General features: G+C 63.0%; 13 protein-coding genes. 2 read left to right on the forward strand and 11 right to left on the reverse strand.

What is annotated here, in order from left to right; translation table 11 throughout:
• Both CXK96_RS05440 and CXK96_RS05445 read left to right on the forward strand, forming a co-directional pair.
• A complete protein-coding gene (locus CXK96_RS05440; RefSeq protein ID WP_102835453.1) occupies nucleotides 1–1,413 on the forward strand; it encodes a Y-family DNA polymerase in 1,413 nt (470 codons plus the stop codon).
• Nucleotides 1,410–4,487 (forward strand): error-prone DNA polymerase, encoded by a 3,078-nt coding sequence (locus CXK96_RS05445; protein ID WP_102835454.1) that lies wholly within the window; start codon nucleotides 1,410–1,412, stop codon nucleotides 4,485–4,487. The genes CXK96_RS05440 and CXK96_RS05445 overlap by 4 nt, the downstream gene beginning before the upstream one ends.
• A 27-nt stretch (nucleotides 4,488–4,514) precedes the next feature.
• On the opposite strand, the gene CXK96_RS05450 is transcribed toward CXK96_RS05445, so the two are convergent.
• The 11 genes from CXK96_RS05450 to CXK96_RS05500 are packed head-to-tail and all read right to left on the reverse strand — an operon-like array spanning nucleotide 4,515 to nucleotide 15,685.
• On the reverse strand, nucleotides 4,515–4,775 hold the full coding sequence (locus tag CXK96_RS05450) for a hypothetical protein (RefSeq protein ID WP_102835455.1): 261 nt from the start codon (nucleotides 4,773–4,775) through the stop codon (nucleotides 4,515–4,517).
• Entirely contained in the window at nucleotides 4,772–5,419 is a 648-nt protein-coding gene (locus CXK96_RS05455; RefSeq protein ID WP_102835456.1) for a cytochrome c oxidase subunit 3, read from the reverse strand. The genes CXK96_RS05450 and CXK96_RS05455 overlap by 4 nt, the downstream gene beginning before the upstream one ends.
• Nucleotides 5,406–7,031: a cytochrome c oxidase subunit I gene (locus tag CXK96_RS05460; RefSeq protein ID WP_102835457.1), complete on the reverse strand. Its 1,626-nt coding sequence runs from the start codon at nucleotides 7,029–7,031 to the stop codon at nucleotides 5,406–5,408. Before CXK96_RS05460 ends, CXK96_RS05455 begins: the two co-directional genes overlap by 14 nt.
• The gene (gene coxB, locus CXK96_RS05465; protein ID WP_102835458.1) at nucleotides 7,028–8,053 is read right to left on the reverse strand and encodes a cytochrome c oxidase subunit II; all 1,026 of its coding nucleotides are present in this window, start codon (nucleotides 8,051–8,053) and stop codon (nucleotides 7,028–7,030) included. Before coxB ends, CXK96_RS05460 begins: the two co-directional genes overlap by 4 nt.
• The gene (locus CXK96_RS05470; protein WP_102835459.1) at nucleotides 8,043–8,855 is read right to left on the reverse strand and encodes an SCO family protein; all 813 of its coding nucleotides are present in this window, start codon (nucleotides 8,853–8,855) and stop codon (nucleotides 8,043–8,045) included. Before CXK96_RS05470 ends, coxB begins: the two co-directional genes overlap by 11 nt.
• A complete protein-coding gene (locus CXK96_RS05475; protein ID WP_102835460.1) occupies nucleotides 8,855–9,286 on the reverse strand; it encodes a hypothetical protein in 432 nt (143 codons plus the stop codon). Before CXK96_RS05475 ends, CXK96_RS05470 begins: the two co-directional genes overlap by 1 nt.
• Nucleotides 9,283–10,302 (reverse strand): hypothetical protein, encoded by a 1,020-nt coding sequence (locus CXK96_RS05480; RefSeq protein ID WP_102835461.1) that lies wholly within the window; start codon nucleotides 10,300–10,302, stop codon nucleotides 9,283–9,285. The genes CXK96_RS05475 and CXK96_RS05480 overlap by 4 nt, the downstream gene beginning before the upstream one ends.
• On the reverse strand, nucleotides 10,299–10,820 hold the full coding sequence (locus CXK96_RS05485) for a c-type cytochrome (RefSeq protein ID WP_102835519.1): 522 nt from the start codon (nucleotides 10,818–10,820) through the stop codon (nucleotides 10,299–10,301). Before CXK96_RS05485 ends, CXK96_RS05480 begins: the two co-directional genes overlap by 4 nt.
• The gene (locus CXK96_RS05490; RefSeq protein WP_102835462.1) at nucleotides 10,820–11,347 is read right to left on the reverse strand and encodes a quinol:electron acceptor oxidoreductase subunit ActD; all 528 of its coding nucleotides are present in this window, start codon (nucleotides 11,345–11,347) and stop codon (nucleotides 10,820–10,822) included. The genes CXK96_RS05485 and CXK96_RS05490 overlap by 1 nt, the downstream gene beginning before the upstream one ends.
• On the reverse strand, nucleotides 11,340–12,728 hold the full coding sequence (gene nrfD / locus CXK96_RS05495) for an NrfD/PsrC family molybdoenzyme membrane anchor subunit (protein WP_102835463.1): 1,389 nt from the start codon (nucleotides 12,726–12,728) through the stop codon (nucleotides 11,340–11,342). The genes CXK96_RS05490 and nrfD overlap by 8 nt, the downstream gene beginning before the upstream one ends.
• Nucleotides 12,725–15,685, reverse strand: a complete 2,961-nt coding sequence (locus CXK96_RS05500; RefSeq protein ID WP_102835464.1) for a TAT-variant-translocated molybdopterin oxidoreductase — start codon at nucleotides 15,683–15,685, stop codon at nucleotides 12,725–12,727. Before CXK96_RS05500 ends, nrfD begins: the two co-directional genes overlap by 4 nt.
• Between the last annotated feature and the right edge of the window lies 1 nt (nucleotide 15,686).

Consider the following 15,686-nt stretch of genomic DNA (forward strand, 5'->3'; position numbering starts at 1 on the left):
ATGCTCTGGGCCTGCATTCTGCTACCGCAACTGGCCATGGACGGTGTGCTGCGTAGCCGTACCGATGCTGATGCGCCACTGGCACTACTGAGCGGTACGCCACAGCGCCGCGTGCTACAAGCAGTCAACCCAGCGGCACGATCACTGGGGCTAAAAACAGGGCAATCATTGATAGCCGCCCAGGCGCTGACCCGGGAATTCGAGACAGCCGAATATGACCTGGCTTCGATCGAACGTTGGCAGCAATTCCTCGCCGCCTGGGCCTACGGCTTCAGTTCACAGGTCAGCCTGCACTACCCGCGCTGCCTGCTCATGGAAGTGCAGTCCAGTCTCGGCCTGTTCGGCCCCTGGCCTCGTCTGGAAACACGACTGCGCACAGAGCTGAGCGCGCTGGGCTTTGGACATCGCATCACACTGGCACCCAATCCCGCCGCCGCGCGGGTACTGGCCAACGTGCACGACGGCTTGGCGGTGACTGATACACCTGAGCTGCATCAGGTACTGGCTGACCTGCCTGTAGATCGCCTCGGTTTGCCACGTGATGTCTCGAATGCTCTGGCGCGAATGGGTCTGCGCACCTTCAAGCAACTGCTGGCACTGCCTCGAAACGGACTGGCGAAGCGTTTTCCGGCAGAGGCGCTGAGACACCTCGACACCCTGCTGGAGCACCGCCCGCTGGGGCTGAGTTTCTATCGTCCGCCTGACCGCTTCGATGCGCGAATCGAGCTGAACTTCGAAGTCGAGTCGCATCAGGCGCTGCTGTTCCCGCTGCGCCGCCTGACCGCCGATCTCGCCGCCTATTTGGCAGGCCGCGACAGCGGGGTGCAACGCTTCACCTTGCACCTGGAGCACCGCAGCCTGCCCGAAAGCCTGTTACCGGTCGGTCTGCTCGGCGCGGAGCGCGACCCGGCCATGCTGTTCGAGCTGACCCGCGGTCGCCTGGAGCATCTGCAACTCCCAGCCCCGGTGCTGGCAATACGGTTGATTGCAGACCAGTTGCCGACCTTTGTGCCCGAACATCGCGAGCTCTTCGAAGAGCGACCGCAGCAGTCGTTGTCATGGGAACAGTTGCGCGAGCGGTTGCGAGCCCGATTGGGCGACGACGCCGTACAGGGGCTTGCTGCTCGTGCCGACCATCGCCCCGAATGCGCTTGGCGACCAGAGTCTGCGACCCACCTGGAAACGCCATCGGCCGCAGCACCCCGCCCCGGCTGGTTGCTGGCCGAGTCGAAACAGCTCCACGAAGCTTCGTTGCGCATCCTATCGGGCCCTGAGCGTATCGAATCGGGTTGGTGGGATGGAGGCGACGTGCGCCGCGACTACTATCTGGTGGAAACCCGAGCGGGCCAACGCGGCTGGGCCTTTCGCTCAGTCACGGGAGGGCCGCTGATGCTGCACGGTTGGTTCGCATGACACCCGATTACGCGGAGCTGCATTGTCTCTCGAACTTCAGCTTTCAACGGGGCGCCTCCAGCGCCAAAGAGTTGTTCGAACGCGCCGCACTCCAAGGCTATCGGGCCCTGGCGATTACTGACGAATGCACGCTAGCGGGCATCGTCCGTGCCTGGCAGGCGTCAAAGGAAACAGGCCTGCCGCTGATTGTCGGCAGTGAGATGCAGATCGAAAACGGCCCGAAGCTGCTCCTGCTGGTCGAAAACCTGATTGGGTATCAGCGCTTGTGCCGGCTCATTACCTGCGCCAGACGTCGCGCCGAGAAAGGTCAATACCAGCTGCTGGGCGATGACCTGAACGAGCCCTTGAATGGACTGTTGGCCATCTGGCTTACCCGGCAACCCGATGCTGACGCCGAAGGTCTCTGGCTGCTCGAGCGCTTTGCGGGACGCCTCTGGTTGGGTATCGAACTGCATCGCGGACCTGACGATGCAACACACCGGCAGCATTTGCAGGCAATGGCCAGGCGCGTGGGCATACCCGTGGTGGCCTGTGGCGATGTGCATATGCATGCCCGTGGCCGTCGTGCCCTGCAGGATTGCATGACTGCGATTCGCCAACACCTGCCAGTAGCCGAGGCCGGGCGCTATCTGTTTCCCAACGGCGAGCGCCACCTGCGCCGGCGCGACGAACTCGCCCAGCTCTATCCGCCAGAGTTGCTTGCAGAGACACTGCGTATCGCCGAGCGTTGTCAGTTCAGCCTCAACGAGCTCAGGTATCAGTACCCACACGAGCTGGTGCCCAGCGGTCACGATGCCAGTTCATGGCTGCGCAAACTGGTCGAAGACGGCATGAGATGGCGATGGCCGGCAGGCGTGACGGATAAATCACGTGCGCTGGTCGAACATGAATTGCAGCTGATCACCGAGCTGCACTACGAGAGTTACTTTCTCACCGTCCACGACATCGTCCGCTTCGCCCGCGAACGTCACATTCTTTGCCAGGGTCGCGGTTCGGCAGCCAACTCGACGGTGTGCTTCGTACTGGGTATCACCGAACTCGACCCCACGCATAGCCGGCTTCTGTTCGAGCGTTTCCTCTCGCGCGAACGCAATGAGCCACCGGACATCGACGTGGACTTCGAGCACGAGCGCCGTGAGGAAGTGATCCAGTATGTGTTTCGCCGCTACGGCCGCAATCGCGCCGCTCTGACTGCGGTGGCCAGTTCCTACCGCGCCACTGGCGCAATGCGTGACGTTGCCAAGGCGCTTGGTCTGCCGCCTGATCAGATCAATGCTCTGGCTGAATGCTGTGGACGCTGGAGTGAGCACATACCCGATGACGCCCGGTTACAGGAAGCCGGCTTCGATCCCAGCAGTCCAGTGTTGCGTCGGGTCCTAGTGCTGACCAGTGAATTGATCGGCTTTCCTCGTCACCTTTCACAGCATCCGGGCGGCTTCGTCATTTCCGAGTATCCGTTGGATACCCTGGTGCCGGTCGAAAATGCCAGCATGGCCGACCGTACCGTGATCCAGTGGGACAAGGACGATCTCGACGTGGTCGGCCTGCTCAAAGTCGATGTGCTCGCGCTCGGCATGCTCAGTGCGCTGCGCCGTTGTTTCGATCTGATAGCTCGCTATCGCGGCACGCAGTGGACCATTGCCACACTGCCCAAGGAAGATCGACCGACCTACGAAATGATCAGCCGCGCCGACACGGTGGGCGTTTTCCAGATCGAATCGCGCGCACAAATGGCCATGCTGCCGCGGCTTCGTCCCAGAACTTTCTACGATCTGGTGATTCAGGTGGCCATTGTGCGGCCCGGGCCGATTCAGGGCGATATGGTTCACCCCTACCTGCGTCGGCGCAATAAAGAAGAGCCGGTGGAGTATCCGTCCGAAGAGCTGAAGCCGGTGTTCGAGCGCACCCTTGGCGTACCCCTGTTTCAGGAACAGGTGATGGAGCTGGCCATCGTCGCCGCCCAATACACCGCCGATGAAGCCGACAGGCTGCGCCGCGCCATGGCCGCCTGGAAGCGGCACGGCAGTCTCGAGCCGCACCGCGTGAGATTGAGCGAACGTATGCTCGCCCGTGGCTACAGCGCAGAATTCGTTGCACGGATCTTCGAACAGATCAAAGGTTTCAGCAGTTACGGCTTTCCCGAGTCGCATGCGGCCAGCTTTGCCCTGCTCACCTATGCCAGCTGCTGGCTGAAATGTCATGAGCCAGCCGCCTTCGCCTGTGCCTTGATCAACAGCTGGCCGATGGGCTTTTACAACCCCGATCAGATTCTCCAGGACGCCCGCCGTCACGGCCTCGAAATCCGGGCGTTGGATGTGCACTACAGCGGCTGGGATTGCAGCCTCGAGCCGACCGAGACCAATCAACCAGCAATCCGTCTGGGGCTACGCCTGGTACGCGGCTTTCGTCAGGAGGATGCGAAGCGCATCGAAACGGCTCGTGAGCAGCAAGCCTTCGCCGGTATCGATGACCTTTGCTTGCGAGCCCGATTGGATGCCCGTGCGCGGGAACAGCTGGCCGACGCCGGAGCGCTTAAAGGACTTGTCGGGCATCGACATCAGGCTCGCTGGGCCGTGGCCGGCTTCGAGCCTCAACTGCCGCTGTTCGCTGAACAGGTCTCGAAAGAGGAAGCGCCAGTGCCACTGCCGGTACCCTCTGTCGGGGAAGAGCTGATGACCGATTACGCCACCCTTGGCACCACGCTTGGCCCTCATCCGCTGGCCTTGTTGCGTGAGCAACTCCGCAGCCGGCGCTGCCGCAGTTCGCGAGAGTTGTCTGAAGTGGAACATGGTCGCCTGGTCAGCGTCGCCGGGCTGGTCATCGGGCGCCAGCGCCCACAGACCGCCAGCGGGGTCATCTTCGTCACTCTGGAAGACGAGTTCGGCATGATCAACGTGGTGGTCTGGCACGACCTGGCCGAGCGGCAACGGCGGGTGTTGATACAGTCGCAAATGCTTCGAATCGATGGGCATCTGGAATCGGCAAATGGTGTACGCCACGTCATCGCCGGGCGTCTCAGTGATCTCACCCCAATGCTCACCGGCCTCGATGTGCGCAGCCGGGATTTTCAGTAATGCCAACGCAGACCACCCAGCGAGCAGCTAGCTACCGCGCGTCAGCAGATCAGCTATTGAAAGGGCGAACAGGAACACCAGCCAGAACCCCGCGCCCAGTGCGAAAAAGCGCACCAGCGGCGAATGGGTACCGAGCTGGGCCAGCCCGAACAGCACCAGCATGGCCTGCCCGGCTGCACAGACCAGCGCGAGCATCGCCCACTGTGGGAACTGAATGGCTATTGTGACGCTGATGGCCAGTAGCGCCAGCAGCCCGACATAGATCAGCACCAGCTTGCCTGCCTTCATGCAGCCCTCCCGACCAGATAAAGCGAGGGATACAAGAAGATCCAGATCACATCGACCAGATGCCAGTACAGGCCGACCATTTCCAGTGTGATCGCCCGCTCCGGCAGTTTCATATGGGCGAAGTGAATGCGCCCCACCATGCCCAGCACGATCACCACCGCAATGGTCAGGTGCACCGCATGCAGCGCGGTAGCGAAGAAATAGATGTTCATGAACAGCCGCGCGGCGGGATTCTCCAGCGGCGACTCGGGGCCTATGCCGGGCAACAGCCCTTCGTGGTATTCCCAGCCGTACTCAAAGAATTTCACCCCCAGGAACGCCAGGCCGAAGAAGGCGCTGAGCAAGAGCCACTGTTGCACCCGACGGTAGTTACCCAAGCGCGAAGCCTGCACCATCAGGCTCATGCACAGGCTACCGGTGAGCAACAGCGCGCTGTTGAATCCCGCCAGAATCGAATGCAGGTACTGCACCGCCTCGCCCACTGCCTCGGGGTGCTGCAGGCGGTAGTAGTAGATGACCAGCAACAGCACGCCGAACATCATGATTTCCGTGGCGAGAAACAACCACATGCCCAGAAAACTCGCTTCTCGCTGCTGGGCTGCGGTCTGGTAGGGCTCGGTCAGGTACCCGTCACGGTCGGCCATGGGTCGCCTCGGGAGGGTAATCGTAGGCCTCGAAGTCGACGATCGGCGTCTCGACAAAGTTGTACTGCGGCGGTGGCGACGAGGTGCGCCATTCCAGCCCCGCCGCATCCCATGGGTCGTCATCAGCCAACGGGCCGTAACGCAACGACCAGAGCAGATAGCAGAACGGCATGATGTAACCCACCGCCAGTACCCCAGCGCCAGCGGACGACAACACATGGAGGAATTGAAAGTCTTCCGGGTAGCTGTGGTAGCGCCGAGGCATGCCCAGATAGCCGAGCAGAAACTGTGGGAAAAATGTCAGGTTGAAACCGCAGAAGATCATCACCGCCGCGATCTTGCCCCACAGCTGCGAGTACATTCGCCCGGTCATCTTCGGCCACCAGAAGTGCAGCGCGCCAAAGAACCCGGCCACCGCCGCGCCGACCATGATGTAGTGGAAATGCGCTACCACGAAATAGGTGTCGTGCACGTGCACATCCGCGGCCAGCAGCGCGAGGAACAGCCCGGTTACCCCGCCAATGACGAACAGGCCGATAAAGGTCAGCGCATAGAGAAAGTGCGCATCGATGGTCAGGTTGCTTTTGTAGAGCGTGGCGGTCCAGTTATAGACCTTGATCGCTGAAGGGATTGCCACCAGAAAGCTGAGCAGCGAGAAGACCATGCTGGCGTACATCGACTGCCCCGCCACGAACATGTGATGGCCCCAGACCATGAAGCCGATCACCGCGATGGCCAGGCTGGAATAAGCCACGAACGAATAGCCAAAAATACGCTTGTGCGCCGCTGCGGTGATCAGCTCACTCATCACGCCCATCGCCGGCAAGATCATGATGTAAACCGCAGGATGGCTGTAGAACCAGAACAGGTGCTGAAACAGCAGCGGGTCGCCCCCCAGGTTGGGGTCGAACACGCCAATGCCGAACAGGTACTCCGCCGCCACCAGCAGCAGCGTGATAGCCAGCACCGGGGTAGCCAGGACCAGAATTACCGAGGTGGCATACAGCGACCAACAGAACAGCGGCATTCGGAACCAGGTCATGCCCGGCGCCCGCAGCGTATGAATCGTGACGATGATGTTCAGCCCGGTCAGGATCGACGAGAAGCCGACGATGAACACCCCAAGAATCACCGCCACCACATGGCCATTGCTGAACATCGTCGACAGCGGCGTATAGAAAGTCCAGCCGGTATCCACGCCTCCGGCCAGGAGCGAGTACAGCGTAAAGAGGCCGCCACCCACCAACAGGTACCAACTGAACAGGTTCAGCTTGGGAAAAGCCATCTCCTTGGCGCCGATCATGATCGGGATAAGGAAATTGCCAAACACCGCCGGAATAGATGGAATCAGGAAGAACCACACCATGACCACACCGTGCAGGGTGAAGGTCCGGTTGTAGCCGTCCGGGCTCAACAAATCACCATCAGGGGTGACCAGTTCGATGCGAACCAGAGCGGCAGCAAGGCTGCCCAGGAAGAAGAAGGCCGTGACGCCGATCAGGTAGAGGATCGCGATACGCTTGTGGTCCGTAGTCAGCAGCCAGGTCCGTAGCCCATGCTCGTCGGCGAGGTAACTGGGCGCTCGGTCGGCGACCGGGTTCTTCTGGATCAAGGTATTGGCTCCTCTGGCGTTGGGCTGCGGGGGCTGTCGGCATGCGGCTCGCCCTGCCCGCGCTCATCAATCGTGCCGGGGGCGTGGCCTACCTTGCCAAGCGACTGGATATAAGCCGTCAGGCGCAGCACGCCCTCCTCATCGATCACGTTGGCGAAGCTCGGCATGATCGATTCGTAGCCAGCCACAATCTGCTTGTGCGGCAGCAGGATGCTGTCGCGGATATAGGCCTGATCGGCCACGACAGAACTGCCGTCTTCCAGCGCCACCCGGCGCCCATAGAGCCCCTCCAGCTTCGGCGCTTTGGCCACGGCGGCCGGGCCATGGCAACCGCTGCAACCGAACTGGCGAAACAGCACCTCACCCTGCTCGGCCAGGGATTCGCTGGCACCGGCCTGTGACAGCCAGCGCGCGTACTCCTGTGGCGGTTGCACAATCAGCGTGGCAAGCATCTTCGAATGATCGGTGCCGCAGTACTCGGCACAGAACACCTCGTAGCGACCGGTTTCGGTGGCGTTGAACCAGAGCTCGGTATAACGCCCCGGCAACAGATCCTGCTTGATGCGCAGGGCCGGAAAATACAGGCTGTGAATCACGTCCTGGGAGATCATGTTCAGCCGTACCGGGCGCCCAACCGGCACGTGCAAGGTATTGATCTCGCGTTGACCACCGGGATGCTGGAATTTCCACATCCATTGCTTGGCCACCACCTGGATCTCCATGGCATCCACCGGCGGCGTGCGCACTTCGTAATACAGCTTCGCCGAGACCAGATAGATGATCATCGAGCCGATGAAGGGCAGCACGATCCAGGTCATTTCGACCTTCATGCTGCCGCGCGGGCGATGGTCGCGTCGGACCTTGGTGCCCTTGCGGTAGCGTATTGCGAACAGAATCGTGAGCACGAACACCGGCACGACGAAGATCGTCATCATTCCGGTGAACGACCAGATTAGCCAGTCGATGCTGTTCGCATAATCTGAAGCGGTTTGCGGCCACAGGCGCAGAAAATCATTGTCCATCGCCGGCCTCCCGCTTGCGTCGCTCGCGCCACAGCGACAGCCCGATAAAACCGAGCAACGCCACCGCCGTGCCGGTGCCGCCCACCTGCAGCGCACCGATGACCCAGTTGTCGTACCCGCCGGTGCGCGGGTTGTAGTGGTAACAGAGCAGCAGTAACTGATCACTGAAATCGCCGACCCGTCCTTCGCCAGCATCAGTCAGGGCCAGCCGCAGATCGTTGGGCTGATAGCCGAGCCCATACAGCCACTGCACCAGCTTGCCGGACGGGCTCAGCGTGGCGACCGCCGAGGCGTGCGCGTATTCCTGAATTTCCGCATCCCAGCGGTAATGAAAGCCCAGCGCGTCGCTGACACGGCGGCTGGCCGACTCCGGTCCGGTGAGCAGATGAACCGATTGCGAACCCGCCAACTCTGGCCACCGCCGTTCCAGCTTGTCGCGTTCAGCGCGGGCATCGGCTGGTGTCTCGTGCGGGTTGAAGCTATAGGCGATCACCACGTAATCCTTGCCCAGTTCGAAGGGCACCGCGCCGAGCAGGTTGAACAGGCTCGCCAGTTGCGACCCGCACACGTTGGGGCAGCGGAAATACACAGGCACCAGCACCGCGGGCCGACCATCGAGCAATTCGGCAAGTGTGACCGACTTGCCGCTGTCATCGGTGAAGCGCGTATCCAGTGGCACCTGTGCACCGGGCTGCGGGTCGATGCCGGCGGCAGCGAAGGGATCAAATGGCTCGGCGGCTCGCGCAGAGAATGTCAGCACCAAGGACAAGGCAGCGGCGAGGATCAGCAACAGACGGCTCATCAGGGTTGCGCCCTCTGTTTGGTCTGTTGCAGGCGTACGTCCCGCCCGCCACCGACCTCCACCGGAACCGGCCAGCCGCGCTCTAGCAACAGGATGCGTGCTCGCTGGATTGGGATACGCGCAACGCCAGCCTCGCGGTCGATCCAGGCATAGCGGTTCAGGCGCTGCTCGGCCTCGCGGATCACCTGCTGGCCGTTGCCACGGCTACTGGTTTCCAGACGCGGCGCAGGCGGGATAATTCTGTCGCGCTCGAGGGCCGTCACCGCGGGCTCGGGCGTCGACTCGTAGTAGCTAATCAGCACAGCAACGGCAGTAAGTGACACTGCCAGCGTAGCCAGCAAGCCGAAGCCAACCGCCAACAGGCCTTTGACATTGGCGTCGTGGTGTTCGAAGCCATCGTCTTTCGAGCGCGGGTCGACCGGAACGCTCATGCGGACCTCCTCGGTAGAACCAGCAGCGCGATCAGTCCGCCACCAGCGGCGGCAGCGGCCAACATCGCCAAGCCGCTCGCCAGCGCATTTAAACCAGACAGGCTCGCCAGACTCAGCCAGGCGCCTTCGGCCAGCCCCAGCAGCAGCGTGCCACCGGCGAGCACCGCCAGTGGCACCCGGCGCGCTGAAAACGGCCACCAGGTCGCGACGAATACCAGGCTCTGCAGCGCCACCAACCAGGTCAACAATGGCCATTCGCGGGCGCGGATCTCGTACCAGCGAACCTCTTCGGGCAGGTTGCCGTACCAGACAATCAGATACTGCATGAAGTGCAGATAGATCCAGGCTAACGCCGCAGCCGACAGCAAGCCGCGCAACACACCCGTGCGGGAGGTGCCGGCGAACAGGCTGAGCAGAATGCAGGTAGCGATCCCGGACAGCATCAGCCGACCCAGCCATAACAGCCCGAATATGCTGGACGCGAAGTGCGGCGCCATCGATTGAGCCCAGTCGAAGGCCGCCAGCGACACGCTCAGCACCACCGCGATCAGGCCCAGACCGGCGCCCGCCGGGTTGTGCAGCGTGGTCGGTAGCAGCCAGCGCGCCAGCGCCCACCACAGGACGACATAGAGCAAACCGCGCACGACGAAACTGGGCCACCAGAGCCACAATCCGCGGAAGCCATCGTTGTACTGGTGCATCCACTCGTAGATAAACCCGGCGCCCAGCAGCCCGGGCAGTACCAGTATTGCCAACCCCGGCATGGCCCGGCTGGCAACCAGCGTCCAGGGCCATAGCTGATCGCGAACGCTGCCGCTGACCGGCGCCAGTGCAAGCCCCAAAGCCAATGCGCCCAGCGGAATCCCGGCAAGCCCCAGCAGGCTGGCCACACAGGCGGCCAGGGTGTCGCGCGGCGCCAGCAGCAGGCCGATGCCGAGCCCAACCACGCCGATGGTCAACGCCACCCAGGCAATGCTGCGTGCACCCTTGGCGCCCTTGAAACTCACCGCGCTCATGGCAATGCCTCCAGCGCGCGGCGATCCGGCTCCGGCAGCGTCCCGACCTTGGCCGCCCGCGCCAACTGCAAGGCGCGTATATGCGCAACGATGGCCCAACGATCAGCCGGTTTCACGCGCGCGGCATGGCTGTACATCACCCCATAACCTTCGGCGATTACCCGGAGAAAGTGGCGATCCGCGGCCTGAATCAGACGCGGCTCGGCGAAGTCTGGCGGTTGCGGAAAGCCCCGCTCGACCACCGCGCCCAGGCCATCACCGGCCAATCCATGACAAGGCACGCAATTGATGCGATAGCGCTCCTCACCACGCGCCAGCAGCGCTTCAGTCAGCGGCGGACGCTCGGCCAGGACCGCCCCCCATGCCAACTCGCCGCGCGCCACCGTGCCTACCGGCGGCGCCTGGTTCACCTTGCCGTCCGGGAAGAACAGGGAGGCCTCCTGCGCGTCGGCACGTGGCTGCTGCGCCATCTGATCGCAGCCGCTGAGCAACAGGATGAAAACGAAAAGCCAAGGCATCAGGCAGGCACCTTGCTGACCGACACCGCCCGTTCCGCCAGCCATAGCGCTGTCTCGGTCTCGCTGAACAGCGGATCGTCCGCCCGAATACAGAGCAGGAAGCGATCGTCCGTGGCGCGTTTGAAGGCTTCCATTTCGAACAGCGGGTGGTGCAGCAGCGGCAACCGGCAAAGAAACAGCAGACCGAACAGCGCACCCAGCGCGCCGCCGGTGATGGTCAGTAGAAAGGTGATGACGGCGAAGCCCTGCAAAGCGATCAGCGGCCGGCCGCCGATATCCAGTGGGTAACTGAGATTGGCGTATATCTGCATGCCCAATCCCAGCCCGCCGCCGATCAGCGCACCGAGGATTCCGGCCCAGTAGGCGCGATTGTTGCGCTGGCCGAGCACCGGCTCCAGCTCCGGCAGCATGAACGGGCTGTACGCCTCCATCCGCGTGTAGCCCGCCTCGCGCGCGGCGCGGGCCGCCTCGATCAGCGGCTCGGGCTGGGTGAAGTCAGCCAGAAATCCGTAGCAGCGCTCAGTCATCGGCCTCTCCCCGATACCGGTGCAGCGCCTCTTTGACTTCAAAGGTGGAGACCATCGGCAGCAGCCGCATGAACAAACTGAACGGCACAAGGAACAGCCCGAAGGTACCGATGAACAAGGACCAGTCCCAGAACGTCGGGCTGTAGCCCTGCCAGGTGGCCGTGAGGTAATCACGGGTGGCCGGCACGATGATCAGCATCCAGCGCTCGCACCACATGCCGATCAGCACGCCGACCGCTATCGCCAGCAACGCCTTGCCATTGCGCCGCACTTGCGGCCACCAGAGCGCTTGCAGGCAGACTAGATTGAAGAAGATCGCCGTCCACCAGCTCCAGGCCATCGGCCCGGTCAGACGCGCCATGGCCATGGTGATCTCGTGTTCCTTGCCCGAATAGAAGGCGATGAAAGTGTCGGCAAAATAGCCGTAAGCAGTCATCCAGCCGCTGGCGAGCAGCAACACGCCGAGCACGTCCAGATGCCTGACCGTGATCAGCAACTGCCAGCCGAAGAAACGGCGCAGCCCCAGCGCAATGATGATCACCAGGGCAAAGCCGGAGAATATTGCGCCAGCGACGAAATACGGAGGAAACACCGTCGAGTGCCAGCCGGTTTCCGGTGACAGATCGAGCAGGAACGAGTAGCCGCTGGACACCGCAAACACCAGCGGAATCGCCAGCAGCGCAATGAAACGATAGGCCCGCCGCCAGTGCGCCCAGTGCGAAGAAGCACCGCGCCAGCCGAGTGCCAGCAGACCGTAGAAAATCTTGTAGCGCCGTTTGCGGGCGTGATCGCGGGCCGAGGCGAAATCCGGTATCGCGCCGATGTAGATGAACATCAACGACACGAACAGATAGCCAAGCACGGCAAAGAAGTCCCACGACGTCGGGCTCTTGAACTGCGGCCACAGCTCCATGGTGTTCGGGTATGGGGCGCTCCAGTAGAACAGCCAGGGCCGTCCTAGGTGCAGGATCGGGTAAATACCGGCGCACACCACCGCCATCAGCGTCATCAGCTCGGCCATGCGGTTGAGCGAGTTGCGCCACGGCCGGTTGAGCAGCAGCAACATCGCCGAAATGAAGGTTCCGGCATGACCGATGCCCAGCCACCACATGTAGTTGAGGATGGGAAATCCCCAAAACACCGGGTCGTTGTTGCCGAACACGCCGACACCCTTCCAGACCACCACGACCGCCGAGGCGATGAACAGCCCCAGCAGCAGGCAGCTGAAGATGAACAGCGCCCACCAGGCGCGGCGATAACGAGCAAAGTCGACCGGGACGGTCAGCACCCGGTCCGAAACTTCACCGAGCGGCATCTGCCCGGGCAGGAAGTGCGGCGTATCGGCACCTGTGTACCCGCAACCCACACCAGCGCCGCTCACGACTCGTCCTCGACAACCTTGGGCAGATCGACCACACCCAGATAAGTCGTCTTCGGTCGCGTGCCGAGTTCTTCCAGCAGCGCGTAGTGACGCTGGGTATCGCGCCCCTCGAGGACGCGCGCGCCGGGATCAGACAGATCACCGAACACGATGGCCTGGGTCGGGCAGCTCTGCTGGCAAGCGGTCTGCACCTCGCCATCGGCCACCGGGCGATTCTCGATACGGGCAGCGATGCGCGCCTCACTGATGCGCTGGACGCAATAGGTGCACTTTTCCATCACGCCGCGCGAGCGCACCGTGACGTTGGGGTTGCGCTGATGCTGGATCGAGGGCTCATCGTCGCCTGTCCAGTCAAACCAGTTGAAGCGTCGCACCTTGTACGGGCAGTAGGACGCGCACGTGCGGGTGCCGATGCAGCGGTTGTAGATCTGCTCATTGAGACCGTCCGGCCCGTGCACCGTGGCGTTGACCGGGCACCCGACCTCGCACGGCGCCTGTTCGCACTGCATGCAGGGCACCGGCTGGAACGCCGACGACTCGGGCTCGTCAGGGTCGCCCTTGTAATAGTGGTCAACCCGCAACCAGTGCATGTTGCGGCCCACGGCGACCTGCTCTTTGCCAACTACGGGAATATTGTTCTCCGCCTGGCAGGCGACAACGCAGGCGTTGCATCCGATGCACTGATCCAGGTCGATGGTCATGCCCCACACCGGCTCTTGCGGCGGCGTCGGTGGATAAAGCGTCTTCGCTTGTTCGAAGAGGTACAGCGGCTCTGTCGCCACCTTGCGATAGGCCTCATCGCGCGGTTCGCTCTTGATCGCTCCCTTTCCATGCGGAATATGGTGCGACTGCGTGGTAGCCAATGGCATGAACTCACCGGTCTTCTCCAGCTTGGCGCCGCGGCGCAGCCAGGGGTCAACAGCTGTGCGCAGCGGCGCCAGGTCATAGCCCAGACGATCCGCCACGCGCCCGGCGCGGGTGCGGCCATAACCGGCATAAAGGCTGAGGGTGTGCTCGGCGTGGCCAGGCATGATCCAAACCGGGCCAATCACCACGCGGCGTTCTAGCGTGACGCGCACCATGTCACCGTTCGCCAGCCCATAGGCTTCGGCGAGCTTTGGTGCCACGCCGATGACGTTGTCCCAGGTGAGCTTGGTGATCGGCTTGGGCAGCTCCTGCAGCCAGCCGAGGTTTGCCAGGCGTCCATCCCATACGCTGGGGTCGGGCAGAAAGCGCAGTGTCAGCCCTTCCACCGGAGCGGGCTCTGCTTCCCAGGTGACGGGCGCCGCCTCGATGGTCAACGGAGGCAGCGCGGTGCCAGCGATAAAGCCAAGTTCCAGCGCCTGCCGCCAGGCGTTCTCATCGAGCGCCTGCCAGGTCTTGCGCAACTCTGCCCGGCCATCGGGGGTGAGGTCCCCCTGCAACAGCGCCAATACCTCGGAAAGCGTGCGGCTGCTGTAGAAGGTGCGCACCAACGGCTGGCCAAGACAGACACTGCCATCGGCGGCGCGGGCGTCGTTCCAACCGTCGAGGTTGTGGGTCAACGGCAGATGCCAGTGGCAGTAGGCGGCCGTCTCGTCGTAGTAGAGCCCGGCATGGATGCGCAACGGCACCTGATCAAGCACAGCTTCCAGTTCCAGATCCGCCGGTGCGGTGTCCACGGGGTTGCATTCAAGCATCAGCAGCGCTTCGACCTGGTCGCCGCGAATCGCCTCGACCAGTTGCGGCAGATCGCCCAGACGCTGCCCCGCCGCTTCGAGCCAGACCACCGGCACGCTATAGGTCAGCGTGTTTCCGACATTACCCAGCCGCTGATTGAGCCGGTGCACAGCTGCCTGGACCGCCAGCGGTGTGCGCTCACCAGCAGTGATCAGGCAGCGTCCGGCGCGGGCTTTGAGTTCGCGGGCGACCGCCTCGATCCAGCGCTGACGCTCGACCGGCAGCGGTTGGGCCGGCCCTTCGCCCTCACCCAGCGCGGCTGCCAACGCCTGCAGACAGGCTTGCAACGTCTCCGGCTCAATTCGCTGGCGCTCGCTGGCCTTGGCCCCGGTCAGCGTCGGCACTGATTCGACGACCAGCAAACGTGCTTCGCCGTCGCCCTTCGCTGCTCGCCGCTTGCGCTCGCCCCAGCCGAGCGCATGCGGCAGTTCGCGGGGCCCGGCGCCAAGCCAATCATGTTCGAAACTCAACACCCATTCGGCCGCCTCGAAGCGGTAGTGCGTCTCGACGGCACGACCGAAGGCGCGCTCGGCAGCCTGATAGTGATCGCCCTCGAAAGGTTCGTGTCGATACAGCTGGGCCTCGGGCCAGCGCTGCAGCAATTCCTCTAGCTGACGGCGCAACGTCGGTGAGCTGCTGGCACCGAACAACAGGTGCAGCCCGCGACCACGCTGTTGATCAAGCCGGTCAGCCAAGCGGCTGGCATCGAGCTGAAAGCCGTCCCAGGTGGTATCCACGCCCTTGAAACGCGGCGCCTGCGAGCGGTCGGGGTCGTACAGCTGGAGAATCGCCGCCTGAATGATCGCCGTACTGGCTCCCTGGCTGAGCGGGTGATCGGGGTTGCCCTCCAGCTTGGTTGGACGACCCACATGGGTGCGGCCCAGGACCGGCTGGGCGTAGCCGGCAAAGGTCACCGTGGTGGCATACCACTGCGCCTCGCCGGGGATGACCTTTTCCGGCTGCACCACATAAGGCACGCCCTTTTCCGGTTCACTGCAGCCGGCGAGCCCGGCCATGGCCATGGACGCGCCCATCACCTGCAGGAAGCGCCGACGGTCCATCTGCGGCGCGATCGACGGAAACTCCGCCTCGACGAATTCGGCAAACGCCGGTTCGTCGGCCAGTTGTTCGAGACTGCGCCAGTACCCTGCCCCGCGCTGGCCTTCCAGACGCGCGCGAATCGCCGTCCAGTCGAGGGGCGCAGGGTGCTGTGGGTCGGTTTCGTCTCGAATCTGCATG

Source organism: Stutzerimonas stutzeri (assembly GCF_002890895.1).
Lineage (GTDB): Bacteria > Pseudomonadota > Gammaproteobacteria > Pseudomonadales > Pseudomonadaceae > Stutzerimonas > Stutzerimonas stutzeri_AB.

Bases quoted from the DNA above. Each gene is read 5' to 3' on its own strand.
- coxB (WP_102835458.1), bottom strand. From the start codon at position 8,053: ATGGACAATGATTTTCTGCGCCTGTGGCCGCAAACCGCTTCAGATTAT.
- CXK96_RS05455 (WP_102835456.1), bottom strand. From the start codon at position 5,419: ATGGCCGACCGTGACGGGTACCTGACCGAGCCCTACCAGACCGCAGCC.
- CXK96_RS05475 (WP_102835460.1), bottom strand. From the start codon at position 9,286: ATGAGCGTTCCGGTCGACCCGCGCTCGAAAGACGATGGCTTCGAACAC.
- CXK96_RS05440 (WP_102835453.1), top strand. From the start codon at position 1: ATGCTCTGGGCCTGCATTCTGCTACCGCAACTGGCCATGGACGGTGTG.
- CXK96_RS05485 (WP_102835519.1), bottom strand. From the start codon at position 10,820: ATGCCTTGGCTTTTCGTTTTCATCCTGTTGCTCAGCGGCTGCGATCAG.
- CXK96_RS05500 (WP_102835464.1), bottom strand. From the start codon at position 15,685: ATGCAGATTCGAGACGAAACCGACCCACAGCACCCTGCGCCCCTCGAC.
- CXK96_RS05480 (WP_102835461.1), bottom strand. From the start codon at position 10,302: ATGAGCGCGGTGAGTTTCAAGGGCGCCAAGGGTGCACGCAGCATTGCC.
- CXK96_RS05490 (WP_102835462.1), bottom strand. From the start codon at position 11,347: ATGACTGAGCGCTGCTACGGATTTCTGGCTGACTTCACCCAGCCCGAG.
- CXK96_RS05450 (WP_102835455.1), bottom strand. From the start codon at position 4,775: ATGAAGGCAGGCAAGCTGGTGCTGATCTATGTCGGGCTGCTGGCGCTA.
- CXK96_RS05470 (WP_102835459.1), bottom strand. From the start codon at position 8,855: ATGAGCCGTCTGTTGCTGATCCTCGCCGCTGCCTTGTCCTTGGTGCTG.
- CXK96_RS05445 (WP_102835454.1), top strand. From the start codon at position 1,410: ATGACACCCGATTACGCGGAGCTGCATTGTCTCTCGAACTTCAGCTTT.